The organism is Candidatus Xiphinematobacter sp., assembly GCA_016766635.1.
GTDB lineage: Bacteria > Verrucomicrobiota > Verrucomicrobiia > Chthoniobacterales > Xiphinematobacteraceae > Xiphinematobacter.
Genome location: CP068473.1, coordinates 618,829 through 632,073, shown reverse-complemented (window position 1 = coordinate 632,073; position 13,245 = coordinate 618,829). Strand labels below are relative to the sequence as shown.

Annotated in this window: 11 protein-coding genes and 1 tRNA gene; 4 read left to right on the top strand and 8 right to left on the bottom strand. The window is 48.5% G+C overall.

Annotated features, from left to right (window positions below; translation table 11 throughout):
• Positions 1-18: 18 nt before the first annotated feature.
• Positions 19-597: an RsmD family RNA methyltransferase gene (locus JMM79_02790; protein QQY08163.1), complete on the bottom strand. Its 579-nt coding sequence runs from the start codon at positions 595-597 to the stop codon at positions 19-21.
• 687 nt (positions 598-1,284) lie between these two features.
• On the opposite strand from JMM79_02790, the gene JMM79_02785 reads away from it, so the two are divergent.
• Together JMM79_02785 and JMM79_02780 are read left to right on the top strand one after the other, a co-directional pair.
• A complete protein-coding gene (locus JMM79_02785; protein QQY08162.1) occupies positions 1,285-1,908 on the top strand; it encodes a rhomboid family intramembrane serine protease in 624 nt (207 codons plus the stop codon).
• Between the two features lie 438 nt (positions 1,909-2,346).
• Complete coding sequence (locus tag JMM79_02780; GenBank protein ID QQY08161.1) at positions 2,347-3,576, top strand: MFS transporter; 1,230 nt, start codon at positions 2,347-2,349, stop codon at positions 3,574-3,576.
• A 77-nt stretch (positions 3,577-3,653) separates the two neighbouring features.
• Here the strand turns inward: JMM79_02780 and rpsI are convergent, their stop codons facing one another.
• Together rpsI and rplM are read right to left on the bottom strand one after the other, a co-directional pair.
• The gene (rpsI, locus tag JMM79_02775; GenBank protein QQY08160.1) at positions 3,654-4,052 is read right to left on the bottom strand and encodes a 30S ribosomal protein S9; all 399 of its coding nucleotides are present in this window, start codon (positions 4,050-4,052) and stop codon (positions 3,654-3,656) included.
• 15 nt (positions 4,053-4,067) lie between these two features.
• Entirely contained in the window at positions 4,068-4,490 is a 423-nt protein-coding gene (gene rplM, locus JMM79_02770; GenBank protein QQY08159.1) for a 50S ribosomal protein L13, read from the bottom strand.
• A gap of 697 nt (positions 4,491-5,187) precedes the next feature.
• Here rplM and JMM79_02765 point away from each other — a divergent pair.
• A complete protein-coding gene (locus JMM79_02765; GenBank protein QQY08158.1) occupies positions 5,188-6,111 on the top strand; it encodes a trypsin-like peptidase domain-containing protein in 924 nt (307 codons plus the stop codon).
• 66 nt (positions 6,112-6,177) lie between these two features.
• On the opposite strand, the gene JMM79_02760 is transcribed toward JMM79_02765, so the two are convergent.
• The 4 genes from JMM79_02760 to JMM79_02745 form a co-directional block, all read right to left on the bottom strand.
• A tRNA-Ser gene (locus JMM79_02760) sits at positions 6,178-6,263 on the bottom strand.
• 52 nt (positions 6,264-6,315) lie between these two features.
• Positions 6,316-7,536, bottom strand: a complete 1,221-nt coding sequence (locus JMM79_02755; protein ID QQY08157.1) for an aspartate kinase — start codon at positions 7,534-7,536, stop codon at positions 6,316-6,318.
• Between the two features lie 10 nt (positions 7,537-7,546).
• Positions 7,547-8,641: a threonine synthase gene (locus JMM79_02750; GenBank protein QQY08156.1), complete on the bottom strand. Its 1,095-nt coding sequence runs from the start codon at positions 8,639-8,641 to the stop codon at positions 7,547-7,549.
• Positions 8,638-9,939, bottom strand: coding sequence for a homoserine dehydrogenase (locus JMM79_02745; protein QQY08155.1), 1,302 nt, complete (start codon positions 9,937-9,939; stop codon positions 8,638-8,640). The genes JMM79_02750 and JMM79_02745 overlap by 4 nt, the downstream gene beginning before the upstream one ends.
• Before the next feature lie 515 nt (positions 9,940-10,454).
• On the opposite strand from JMM79_02745, the gene polX reads away from it, so the two are divergent.
• The gene (gene polX, locus JMM79_02740; protein QQY08154.1) at positions 10,455-12,218 is read left to right on the top strand and encodes a DNA polymerase/3'-5' exonuclease PolX; all 1,764 of its coding nucleotides are present in this window, start codon (positions 10,455-10,457) and stop codon (positions 12,216-12,218) included.
• On the opposite strand, the gene ilvC is transcribed toward polX, so the two are convergent.
• Positions 12,212-13,237, bottom strand: coding sequence for a ketol-acid reductoisomerase (ilvC, locus tag JMM79_02735; GenBank protein QQY08153.1), 1,026 nt, complete (start codon positions 13,235-13,237; stop codon positions 12,212-12,214). The two genes, polX and ilvC, sit on opposite strands and share 7 nt — an antisense overlap.
• Positions 13,238-13,245 lie beyond the last annotated feature (8 nt).

The following is a 13,245-nucleotide window of genomic DNA, read 5'->3' as shown; positions in this document are numbered from 1 at the left end:
AAAACCGGGAGGGCGAGATTATAAAGAAATCGGCTCCAGATCATTGGATCTAGTTAGGAATAAGATAGCTGTTCCGTTCAAGCTTTTTTCTTTTAGTGGAGTCCAGCTACAATTTTTCGGGAGGTGGAATTTTCGAAACGCCTCTAGCACAAAAATCCCTGGAGGAGAAATAGCTTGGATGAGAGATCGAGAGCCACAAAGTCGAGAAGCGGGATCTTGCCCATCCATGGTACTTCTGGCGTAGGGAGGGTCTGCAAAGACCAGATCAAAGCTATCGCATTCTGTATGGAAATTAATAAATCGAAAAACGTCCACAGTTTGAACAACAGCGGAAAGTCTGGTTCTCATTAAATTGTGTCGTATGCATTTTGAACAGCGTTCTGCGTGTTCTACGAGGACGGCGGAGGCTGCGCCTCGGCTAAGCGCCTCAATTCCAAGCGTTCCGACTCCAGCAAAAAGATCTAAGACACGGGCACCAATAACAGCATCACCTAGGCTAGAAAAAATCGCCTCGCGTATTCGAGCCGTCGTAGGACGTACACCCCTAGGAATTGCCTGGAATCTAATACTTCCTGCTGATCCTGCAATGACACGCATAAAAAGAAGAATAGAAGGTAAAGGATGAAAAAACAATTGGGTGGGAATAACAATAGCTTGGAAGGAGTGCGGTATCTCCTTGACCTTCCACCGGTACTTGGTACTGGCGCATGGTGCGGGCCAATGCTTAGAGCGTGGGGATCGTTATATTTAGTGGCACACATCTTCCCCTGTCAATTCCCAGGATAAAAAAACAGACCTCTAGGAAAATCGGCAATGCAAACACGCGGGGCCTAAGTTCCTGCTCCCTCGCGGAAAAAGCACCAAGCTTGTTTCAAGGAGGGTCTCTCGGCTCTTTACCGCTGTGAAGAAGAAGCTACTGTGCTTACGCGTCACATATTCCCCTCTCTCTATTCATGGGTGTCAGCTCTCCCTGTGGCGGGGTATCTAGTGGAACTCAGAAAGATACAGAGGGGCACTGACTGAGCTCCCCAGTCAAGTCTCTCCCACATAAAAAAGGAGGAAAAACTATTCCCCTAAGTATGGACTGGAGAGGTAATGCGGGAAAGGCCTGTTGTGTAGCTGCTACCTTCATGACACCTTATATCCCTCACCTGTTATGGGTGAGGTGCATGCATTATTTCCTTACTGAGACAAGTAATAGGATTAAGAGTAAGAGGACTAGATTTTGAGAATCCAACTACTGCTAAGAACTATTAAGAACCAAGGCAATTCTAATTTGAGACCATGAAGTGGACAGATACGGGAAAGAAAATAGACATCAGAACAGTGCTGGTTTGCGTGAACACCGCCATCTTTTTGGTACTCTATCTGCTTCCTTGTTCTGGACAAGTATTTGTGGAAAAGTGGTTTGGGCTGAACTCAAGAAGCGTCCTTTGTGGAGCAGCCTGGCAGATACTTACTTACCAGTTTATTCATGCGGCTCCATTCCATCTTTTGGCAAACATGCTGCCTCTATGGGTTACTGGGGAGATTGTAGAGGCAAGATTGGGGTTGCGACGGTTTTTAATTCTCTACTTAGTAGGTGGAGCCGTAGGCGGGTTAACACAACTTATCTTGCGGGATTCAGAGGCAGAAATACTGGGAGCTTCGGCGGCAGTGTGTTCAGTACTTATGGGCTTCTGTACCCTCCACGCGCGGCATTATATTACTGCAGTATTCTTTTTCTTCATTCCCATAAAACTACCGGCGAGACTTTTGGGCTGGGGAATTGTCTTCGTTTCGCTAGCGTTTGCGATAATGGGTTTATTTCCAGGAATTGGACATCTTGCCCATGCGAGTGGATGTATTTTTGGATTTCTCACCACGCGCTTCTGGATCAAGAAGATGGTAGCTTTCCAAAGGAAGTGAGTGCTATTTCAGCCTTTTAATGCTGCTTGCTATGCGACACATATATTTTACGGGATTTTCTTTGGTAAAGCCCCTTACTGGTAAGGGAGGAATACCAACTAGACTGATGGGTACAGGCATCTACTCCCAAGAAGAACAAGCTTAATCCCGATAAAATCGTGAGGTACGCCTGGAGACTTTCAGAAGAATCGATAGTGAGTAGCCTCACGCTATGCAAAGACCCTGGCATTGTACATCTAACTATCTCTGGCTATCACCAGTCCAGTTGGCCAATAGAGGCTTACAGAAAAAGTTACGTAACAGTAAGCCCCTTAGCTACTTCCTATTTTGTCTCCTGGAATGGTATGCTGGTGTTTGTCTAACTTTTCCGCATACTTTCGTATAGGAAAACATGCTTGATAGGAAATCACGCATTATGTTGAATGGCCCGCCTTTGCTTTGAAAAAGATTTCCCACTTCACGCTAGGAATTGTTCTCTTTACCATACTAATCGACATGATTGGGTTCGGTATTGTCATACCCGTGCTCCCCCTATATGCCGAAGGAGGGAGGTTTCAGGCGAGCTCTTTGCAGCTGGGATGGTTGTTAGGGATGTTTTCTCTAGTACAATTGGTGATGGCGCCCCTTATTGGGAAGCTCTCCGACCAAGTAGGTCGTAAGCCAGTTCTTTTTCTCAGCATGATCTGTACGGCCCTTGGATTTATTATTATGGGTGCGGCAACAAAATTGTGGATGCTTTTTTTGGCGCGGGTTATTGCTGGAGCTAGTGGGGGGAATATTGCTACTGTACAGGCCTGTATCGCTGATATTACTACCCCTGACCAACGCTCGAAATCTATGGGGTTGGTTGGGGCAGCGTTCGGACTTGGGTTTGTCCTGGGGCCTGCATTGGGCGGAGTACTAAGTGCATGCATTGCATCTTGCGCTCCTTTCTATTTTGCGGCGGCACTCGCCCTTTGTAACGCATTCTTCATCGCCATTTTCTTCCCAGAAACCCTCTCCACGGACCGCCGAGCACAATCCTCCAAGAGAACTTCCCTTGCAGAGGTATTTGTGGGCAGTCAAAGCGTCCTTATTAGCACTATCCTTGTTGCTTACCTGGCATCTATTTCCGGATTCGCTATGATGACCAGTCTGTTTGCGTTATTTAACGCGAAGCGGCTGGGTTACGGAGTCAGTCAAACTGGGTATTTGCTAACCTACGTTGGAGTACTAGGTATCCTGATTCAGGGATGGTTATTGCGCCATCTTCTGCAAAGGCTTGTCGAAAAACAATTAGCTGCTACAGGTTCCCTCATCTTGGCTAGTGGGCTTTTCTTACTTCCTTTCTGCAGTAATTTTGCGTCCATCTTGGGGGTACTTGTCCTTATTGCCCTAGGGAATGGCCTAGTCACACCTACGCTAAACGGGCTTGCCTCGCGCTGCTCTAGCCCTCAAATTCAGGGAAGAGTCATTGGCCTAATGCAGGCATCTGGAAGTTTGGGGAGATTTTTAGGGCCGCTTATAGCCATGGCGCTCGTAGGATGGGATACACCAGCACAGTATGGGCGTATCCCAATCTGGGTGGGCGCTTCTCTCTCCTTTATTGCCTTTTGTTTGGCGGTGACCTTTCCTCAAAAGAAGCCTCCTCCTTCGGCCACCGACCTCTCTCCTTCCCACTTGCAATGAGAGGGGGAGCTATTCAAAAGGGGAAAACCAAAAAACAAGCGAGGGAGACAACACCTCCGCACGTGCTAACGCTTGGGCTAACGCTTGGAGAACTGGAAACGCCTACGAGCTCCGGGTTGTCCTGTCTTTTTACGTTCTTTCATGCGAGGATCACGGGTGAGCATACCTTCCTTTTTTAGGATTGGTCGAAAGGAAGCGTCTGTGAGAATGAGGGCGCGGGAAATAGCTAGGCGCAAGGCGCCTGCCTGCCCCGCAATCCCTCCCCCTTTGGTTTTAACTGTAAGGTCGAAGGTGTGCATAGAACGTACCAGCTCCAGTGGGCGCAGGACCTCATTTTGCATTGAGATACTGGGGAAATACTCCACAAAGTCCTTGTCATTAACTTTAATGACGCCTTTCCCTGGTTTGATCTGGAGATGTGCAACAGCAGTCTTGCGACGCCCCGTGGAGGTGGAGGAGGTTGAATTATTAGGCATGCAAAAGGTGGTTGTTTAGAGGGGTTCTGGACCTTGTGCAGCATGGGGGTGTAAGCGTCCCCGGTAGACTTTTAGTTTGCGATAGACACTGCGTCCCAAACGATTATGTGGGAGCATCCCCCTAACAGCATGCTCAATAAGAAATTCCGGACGGCGTTTCCTGTAATCGCGAAAAGAGCGCGACTTATGTCCCCCAACATATCCAGAGAAGCTCGTATAAGTCTTAGCAGTTTCCTTCCTTCCACCTATCTGGATCTTCTCCGCGTTGATTACGATAACAAAATCCCCCGTATCTACATGGGGAGTAAAAGCAACTTTGTGTTTGCCTCGGAGCAGACTGGCCGCTTTAACAGCAACGTGCCCCAGACGCTGACTCTCAGCATCGATTACCCACCATTTACGTTTTATTTCCCCAGTTTTGGCAGAATACGTACTCATTCGAAGTACAAAGCAGAGACGGAAGACGGTAGTAGGGAAATGTCCTACATGTCAATAGGCTAACAATTTATTTTTTTGAACCATCGCAAAGAGCGTGTTTCTTAGACTTCTTGGAATTTCCAATTGTTAGCAGCAAAAGCCCCCCGGACTTGGCACGTGCTTTTCCCTGGGGTGAAAAAGGCCCCCCCTTTTTATATACAGCCCCTCTCTCCCTATTTTGGCAATCGGGGGGAAGCCTTTTGGATATCGGGGGAGCTAGATTGTTGTTGATTATAGTCGCGCATCCCTCCGGGATAAATCTCAACTAGACTATGAAAGAAAACTGGGTGCGCTATAAGCAAAGCAAGCATATTGACTGGGCTCACTTTTTGGACAACCTTTTTTATTAGAAAGAGGGGGGTTCCCACATTGCATGAGCTGGTGTAGCAGTTGGCAGAAGAGTACACCGTGTGCCAGAACGGCTGTTGGGTCCTGTTTTATGAGAGGTTTTCTGAATTGCTTGGCCTTTATACTTGCTGTTTCACTTTCAGCCGCGGGTAGTTCCCCGCGTTGGGACGTGCAAACACGCGCGTTTGCATCTTTTCGACTTCCATCGCAATCTCCGTCTTGGACTTCTCTAAATAAGACAACTCCTGCCGGTAAACTCCCAATTCTCTCTGAAATTGACCACGAATTTACTAAACTGGTGGAGCGCGTGATGCCGTCAGTTGTAAGCATCACCGCCGTCCAGCAGGCAGCTGTCTTTAACGACAGTTTTAGTAAGTTTTTTGGGGTTACCACGTTGGTTGAACTTCCTCCTCAACTTGGTTCTGGGGTAATGGTATCCCAAGAAGGTCATATTGTAACTAATCTGCATGTCATTGGAGGGGCCTTAGTTGTCCGAGTCCACCTTAATGACGGAAGAATTCTCTCAGCAAAGGTTTTAGGAACTGATCCTTTTACCGATTTGGCGATTCTTAAAGTAAGAGGCGCCGGCTTTATTCCCCTAGAGTTAGGAAATTCAGATGAGGTGAGAGTCGGACAGGCAGTTATTGCTGTAGGAAACCCTTACGGTCTTCAGGAGACCGTTACGCAGGGAATTATTAGTGCTAAAGGCCGGCGCGGTTTTAGCGAAACAGTAAACGAGTTTTTCCAGACCGATGCTGCCATTAACCCGGGAAATTCTGGAGGTCCATTGATTGACCTGGATGGAAGAATCATTGCTATTAACAACTCAATTCTTTCCGACAAGGGAGGCTGGCAGGGAATAAGCTTTGCTATCCCCTCTAACACGGTAAGGCGCGTTTTTAACGATATTAGAGCGCATGGACGCGTGGTCCACACTTGGTTGGGTGTTCTTACTGCTCCATTGACTGCCTCTCTGTCGGCATCCCTCGGCATGCCCCCTGGGCACCATGGAGTCTTCATTTACAGAGTTCTTCAGGGCTCTCCTGCAAAGCAAGCAGGAATTAGACCTGGAGATATCATTATTAGCTTTGATGGGAAGAATGTGTACGATGGCGTCAGCCTAAGAAACCTTGTTACTGAAACTCAGGTAGGCCAGAAAGTCTCTATAAAAATCCTGCGTGACCGCTCCGAAAAACAGGTTGAGGCAACCATCGAAAAGAGCCCCAAAACTTAAAAGGAGCCTAAAGTAAGTACTTGGCCTCCAGACAACTTACCCCCGGTTGGTGCTACGGTACCCCCACGGATGGGGGGAGATTCGAACTCCCGGTGCCGCAAGGGCACACACACTTTCCAGGCGTGCACAATAAACCGCTCTGTCACCCATCCTATCCACTGCAAGCACTGAGATCTAGAGGACCACGGCTGGGATAGCAACCTTTTAGTTTTTTTCCAAATTAAAGGCACTATGAACAAGGCAAGCAGCTTTTGTGGAAAGTTCTTCATCAATAATCACAGCAATTTTAATCTCAGATGTTGAAATCATCTGAATATTAATGCTGCCCTGACTGAGACTCTCAAAGAGTTTCGCAGCGACTCCAGAATGGCTACGCATACCGATTCCCACCACGCTGAGCTTGGCAATCCCATCATGTTTGACAATTTTTCCAGCTCCAATCTCCGATGCTGCCGACTCAAGCGCAGGTCCAATTTTTTCAAGATCTTCCTTATTCATTGTAAAGGAAATATCAGTCGTACCGGCCGCAGAGACGTTTTGTATGATTATGTCCACAACTATATTAGTTTCAGCTAGCGTATGGAAAATGTGAGATGCACTTCCAGGACGGTCGGGGACCTGACAAATAGTTACTTTCGCCTGGTTCTTCTCTATGCTGATCCCACGGACAACGATATCCTCCATACCAGCTGCCTCTTCTTTCACAATAGTTCCTCGATTGTTATTTAGACTGCTTCGCACTTCGAATGGGACGTTAAACTTCTTGGCAAATTCTACAGATCGTGATTGCATGACCTTGGATCCAGAGCTAGCCATTTCCAGTAGCTCATCGTAGGAGACGACCTCGATTTTTTGCGCTCTGGGGACAATGCGTGGATCGCACGTGAAAACTCCGTCTACGTCAGTGTAAATCTCACAACTGTCCGCCTTAAGTGCGCTAGAAATGGCGACAGCCGTTAGGTCAGATCCGCCGCGTCCGAGTGTTGTGATTTGACCAGAAGAGGTTCGTCCCTGGAATCCAGCTATGACGACGATGGATCCTCTTTGAAGATGTTCTTGGATTTGGTTATTAGGAAGGATATCTCGGATTCTCGCCCTAGTGTGGATACTATCCGTGAGAATGCCTGCCTGCCAACCCATTAGTGGTACGGCATTCCCTCCCATCGCGTTGATTGCCATAGCTGTAAGCGCCGTGGCGACCTGCTCTCCCGTGGCAAGCAGGGCATCCATTTCTCGCCCCGTTGGATGACGGGTAATCTCCCTAGCTAATTGAATCAGAGAGCTGGTTGTTCCGGACATGGCGGAAACTACGGCTATAACGGAATGGGGAGTGCGCTGAGTCTTCAGAATATGGTAGGCGACCTTTTTGATACGCTGCGGGGTGCTGACAGAAGTTCCCCCGTACTTTTGGACAATGAGAGACATGGAGCGAGTCTTACCCTATCTCCAAAATGTTTCGAACTGAATCTACCGTAGCGTCCGATTCAATGGGACACATGTCAGTTCCCACCGGAGTATTGGGATCTTTCAGACCATGCCCGGTTACTGTACAGACAATGCGAGCGCCTTCCTGCACCTTCTGGATAATGGATCGCTCTGGGCATAAGGCAACACACTTGAGCAGCCCGGCGATGGAGGCAGCACTCGCAGGCTCTACAAAAATTCCCTCTTTCCTGGCAAGTTGAACCTGCGCAGAGAGGATCTCAGTGTCGGTGACGGTATCTACAAATCCGCGAGATTGTTTAAGAGCAGAGGCAGCTGATCTCCAGCTAGCAGGATTACCAATCCGAATGGCGGAAGCAACAGTGTCAGGATTCGGTACAATATGTCTAAGGACTAGCGGAGCGGCACCCAGAGCCTGAAAGCCAATCATTTTGGGTAAGATGCCACATTTTCCGGAAGTAAAGTACTCACGATAGCCACGCCAATAGGCCGTAATATTTCCGGCGTTTCCAATCGGCAAAAAGTGAAAATCTGGCGCTTCTCCCAGTTCGTCTACCACCTCAAAAGCAGCAGTTTTCTGTCCCTCAATACGTAAGGGGTTAATTGAGTTGACAATTTCTACTATAGGATCTCTGGAGAGTTGCCGGATGATGTTTAGTGCATCGTCAAAACTGCCATGTAGGGAAATAATTTTCGCGCCGCAAAGAAATGCCTGAAGCAGCTTACCAGCAGCTATTTGCCCATGAGGTAGGAGGACAACACAGGAGAGCCCAGCACGAGCTGCATAGGCGGCAGCCGCCGCAGAAGTATTCCCCGTAGAGGCACAGATCACGATCTGAACATGACGCTCTACCGCCTCTGAAATGGCGACCGTCATTCCTCGATCCTTAAAGGACCCCGTTGGGTTGAGTCCTTCGCACTTAATATATACTTCATTCCCTTCTCCAACGGACTTACTCAACCAGGAAGAATACACTAATGGGGTTGATCCCTCGCCTAGAGAGACCACTGGAGTGGAGGCTTGCAGTGGCAGTAGATGCCGATAGCGATTAATGATTCCATGACCTTGCCATGCGGGCTGTTTCATTTCAATGCAAAATGCTCGACACGCAGTAGTACAGGTTTCTCCTTAATACATGGCAAGGTAGCGATTTGCCGAATTGCCTTTCTGGTTACTCCCACCACTGCTGTTTGGAGCATAAGCACCAGAGAAGTCTGATGACCATCTTGCCCGACTAATTGAATAAAAGATGCAATCCCGATTTCTACATCCCCGAGAATACCAGTGATCTGAGCAAGAACTTTTGGCTGACTGTTATCAACCACTAGTCGTAAGTAGGATAAGGCCGAACAGAAGTTAGGATTTTTGACACAACCATAGAAATTATGAGGGCTGAAGTTAACAGAGGTTGGGGAAGAAAGAGAGAGAGCGGCCTCTGCCAGGTTCCCTAGTACAGCGCTTGCGGTGGGAAGCTCTCCTGCCCCATGACCGTAGAAAAGGCTCTCGCCAACTATGTCTCCACGGACAAGGATTGCATTGAAGGCACCATCGACGGACGCAAGAACGTGGGTTTCTGGGATTAGGGCCGGACCTACCGAAATCTCAATTTCTCGATCCGAGTGCGAACGAATAGAGGAGAGCAGCTTAATTCTGTAGCCTAATTGGCGGGCAAATCGAATATCAATGGAACTAAGGTTGTCAATTCCCCCCACCTCGACGTCACAGGTACCTATCCAGAATCCGTAGGCAAGGGAAGCTAACAAAATGGTTTTATGAGCAGCGTCCCACCCGTTAAGGTCTAAGGAAGGGTCGGCCTCGGCGAGGCCAAGGGATTGTGCCTCACGAAGGGCTTGATGAAGATCCATTTCGGATTCTGTCATCCGGCTTAGAACGTAATTGCTGGTCCCGTTAAGGATGCCGTGTATAGACTCAAAACGGTTTCCGATAAAGGCTTCTCGAATAGACTTGATGATCGGCACACCGCCAGCGACGGCTGCTTCGTAAAAGATGGGTGTGTTGGCGGATCGAGATAGTTTAAAGATCTCAGCGCCATGTTCGGCCAACAAAGCCTTGTTTCCTGTGACAACTGGCTTTCTTGCGGCAATAGCAGACTGGAAAAGAGCAAGAGGTTCCTTGGTACCCCCCATCAATTCGATGACAATGGAAATTTTAGGATCTGTCACTAGGTCCTGCCACCTAGTAGTTACTATCTCCATGGGGATGGGAAAGGGTCGGCTTTTGCTAGGGTCACGTAGGACAATGCGCCGTATCTCAAAGTGTGCACCGGCCCTCTGCGCAAGTAGGCCGCCGTTTTGTTTGAGTGCCCGGAAGACCCCTGCACCAACGGTCCCAAACCCAGCTAGTCCTACACCAACGGATACCATAAAGTTAGCCCACGATGATTACCAAAATCTACCTGGTGTATCGGAGATCCAAAAGGGATGTCCTCCTTACGTGCCACGACGGGCTGGTACTCGCGGAAAGTATAGCAAACGCGCTATGGACGGAGAACATCATAACGCACCTGCTTACCATATGCTCAAGTGAGCCCATACATCCTCCGTAGCCTTTAGCATGCCCGATCCTCTGAAGATACTGGAACCGCTGCAAGACTTATTGCTAGAAGAGATAAAATATAGGCAAAAATGGGTGCAGAAGCCTTTTGAGGACCAAGTTCTTGATGGATTGGAAAAAAGACGTCCCACAAGCCTCGTGTTGCTCCATAACCTCTTTCAAGAATTCCTTGAGAGTCAAGCCCAGACTGTCGAGCCTACCGTACTGGTACGCGCGAGCACGTTGGGGGCTATGCTGGCCGGGGGGGGGCTGTCTTGTTATCTGCCGCTGAGCACGCGTTACGGTAGTCATTTCATTAATTGTTCTAGTCATTCTACCTGTTTTTATGCCTTCCGAGCTGCTAACCAATGAAGATTATTGCCGCGTGCTTAACGACATTGCCCTGCTTCTGGAGCTTAAAGGAGAGAAAAATTCTTTTAAGACAAGGGCCTATTTGCGCGCTTCCAAGACATTGTCTAGGATTCATTGGAAACTTGCCGAGGCTACCGAAGAGCAGGTAAGAGCGATTGAGGGAGTAGGAGCATCCATTGCTAAGAAAATATCTGAACTCACACAGACGGGGCATCTTAGGTTTTATGAAGAACTGTGTAAGGAACTTCCTCGAGATATCCTTACGCTCCTTGATATTCCTGGACTTGGTATCAGGAGAATTAAAGTCCTTTACGAGAGGTTGGGAGTAACCTCCGTTACCTCTTTAGAAAGGATGTGCCGAGAGGGAAAGCTCATAACACTCCCTGGATTTGGAAAAAAAACCTCCAGAAAGTTGTTACAATCCCTAGAGGACACACGTCGCAATGCTAGAAAATTCCTATCGGTGCAGGCTTTGCCATTGGCCATTGGGCTAGTTGAGGAGTTAAAGAAATTGGGTGAAGTTTCGCTGGCTACCTATGCAGGTAGCTTACGCCGAGGCAAGGATACTGTTCACGATATTGATCTTGTAGTAGCTGGAAAAGCCAGCAGCCGGATTCTATCTTTTTTTCTATCCCATCCATGGGTAGAGAGCATCCTAGCTAAGGGGGTTACTAAATGCACCGTTCGACTAAAGGGTGGCATGCCTTGCGACCTACGCGTGGTGACGAAAGAAGAATATCCATTTGCTCTGGCCTATTTTACAGGCAGTAAGGAGCATAATGTAAGATCACGCTCGCTGGCTTTAAGACATGGATGGTCTCTCAATGAATATGGGTTCACCCCATTGAAGAAACGCATCCAAAAGCGAGTAATTCCTAGTGTAGACAATGAGGCCGATATTTATAGGGCCCTAGACCTACAGTTTATTCCTCCAGAATTACGAGAAGATCACGGAGAATTTTCTGCCGCAGCGGCGAGGAGTATCCCTTCCCTGGTGGAGATGAAAGACCTCAAAGGGGCCTTCCACTGTCATACTACCGATAGCGATGGGCGCGATTCTCTGACAAGTATGGCTGAGGCAGGCATGAGACTTGGCTTTCAGTACCTGGGAATTTCTGATCACAGCAAAAGCCTGATACGGGCACATGGTCTCAGTGAGAGCGCCCTCATGGAACAGCGCAAGGCAATCTTGCGATTGAACGCTAGTTATAAGCAGTTTCATCTTTTTTCTGGAACCGAGTGCGATATCCTGAGAGACGGTGCTCTCGATTTTTCGGATGAAGTACTTGCTTCCCTGGACTACGTTATAGCCTCCGTCCACACTTCTTTCTCTCTGTCAGCAGCAGCGATGACACGCCGTATAATCCGCGCGTTGTCCAATCCGTATGTCACTGTGCTTGGCCACTTAACTGGTCGTCTACTCCTTAGGAGGTCGCCTTATCGGGTCGATATTCCAGCGGTAATTGAGGCTGCAGCCTCGACAGGTACGTGGATCGAGCTCAACGCCAATCCAAACCGTCTGGACATGGACTACAGCTGGTGGCCACTTGCCCGTGAGAAAAAAGTGAGGTGCATAATCAATCCAGACGCTCATTCAGCTAGAGGTATCCAGGACGTGTCCTTTGGGGTTTGCAGCGCTCGCAAGGGATGGCTGACTGTACAAGACGTGGCAAACTGCCTGACACCTTCCGCGATGGAGACCGCCCTCAGGGCCAAACGAGGAAGGCTCTCTCAGTAAGATGCTTGCGCCCCCTTTATGTTCCTCCTTTGAATCCACGGCATCAAAGCGCGCAAGCGACTGCCCACTTTTTCAATAGGATGCTCTTCTCCAGCGGCCAGCAAGGCTCTGTACTTCTCGAGACCAGACTTATATTCACAAATCCAGTCGTTCGCGAATTTTCCACTTTGGATATTTTTTAAGGCAGTTCGCATCCGCTCCTTCACGGACATGTCAATAATTTGAGGCCCAACGGTCACGTCACCGTACTTTGCAGTTTCCGAGATCGAAAAGCGCATCCCACTAATCCCAGATTCATTGATAAGATCGACAATAAGCTTCAGCTCATGAAGAACTTCGAAATAGGCCATTTCAGGTTGATAGCCAGCCTCGACAAGGGTTTCATATCCCCTTTGGATTAACGCAGAGACTCCACCACAGAGTACCGTCTGCTCACCGAACAGGTCGGTCTCTGTCTCCTCTTTGAAGGTCGTTTCAAAAACGCCGGCCCTGGTACTACCGATTCCCTTTGCCCAAGCAAGCGCCACCTCCTTAGCATACTTGCTAGGATTCTGGTAGACAGCAATGAGTGCAGGTACCCCCCTCCCCTCAGTGAATAGACGTCTGACAAGATGACCTGGCCCTTTGGGGGCGACCATGAGGATATCCATATTGTCCTCTGGCACGATGGTGCGAAAATGAATGGCGAAACCATGGCTAAAAAGCAGTGTCTTGTTCGGATGCAAATGAGGAGCAATGTCGTTTTCATAAACACCCGCTATTTTCAGGTCAGGTACAGCAATAAATAGAATGTCACCCTTTTGTACAGCCTCCGCGGTATCGCACACTTCAAACCCAAGGTCTTCTGCTGCAATGCGACTTCTGCTCTCCGGATAAAGCCCAACAATGACATGGACTCCACTTTCCTTAAGATTGAGCGCATGGGCATGCCCCTGGGACCCAAATCCAATCACAGCAACAGTCTTACCGGAGAGTACCTTTAAGTCCGCATCTTCTTCAGTATATATTTTGGCTGGCATATTGAGAA

What these genes read in the sequence shown, in the direction of transcription:
- JMM79_02785 (QQY08162.1), top strand. Translation starts at nt 1,285, where the DNA reads ATGAAGTGGACAGATACGGGAAAGAAAATAGACATCAGAACAGTGCTG.
- JMM79_02790 (QQY08163.1), bottom strand. Translation starts at nt 597, where the DNA reads ATGCGTGTCATTGCAGGATCAGCAGGAAGTATTAGATTCCAGGCAATT.
- polX (QQY08154.1), top strand. Translation starts at nt 10,455, where the DNA reads ATGCCTTCCGAGCTGCTAACCAATGAAGATTATTGCCGCGTGCTTAAC.
- JMM79_02765 (QQY08158.1), top strand. Translation starts at nt 5,188, where the DNA reads ATGCCGTCAGTTGTAAGCATCACCGCCGTCCAGCAGGCAGCTGTCTTT.
- rpsI (QQY08160.1), bottom strand. Translation starts at nt 4,052, where the DNA reads ATGCCTAATAATTCAACCTCCTCCACCTCCACGGGGCGTCGCAAGACT.
- JMM79_02745 (QQY08155.1), bottom strand. Translation starts at nt 9,939, where the DNA reads ATGGTATCCGTTGGTGTAGGACTAGCTGGGTTTGGGACCGTTGGTGCA.
- JMM79_02755 (QQY08157.1), bottom strand. Translation starts at nt 7,536, where the DNA reads ATGTCTCTCATTGTCCAAAAGTACGGGGGAACTTCTGTCAGCACCCCG.
- rplM (QQY08159.1), bottom strand. Translation starts at nt 4,490, where the DNA reads ATGAGTACGTATTCTGCCAAAACTGGGGAAATAAAACGTAAATGGTGG.
- JMM79_02750 (QQY08156.1), bottom strand. Translation starts at nt 8,641, where the DNA reads ATGAAACAGCCCGCATGGCAAGGTCATGGAATCATTAATCGCTATCGG.
- ilvC (QQY08153.1), bottom strand. Translation starts at nt 13,237, where the DNA reads ATGCCAGCCAAAATATATACTGAAGAAGATGCGGACTTAAAGGTACTC.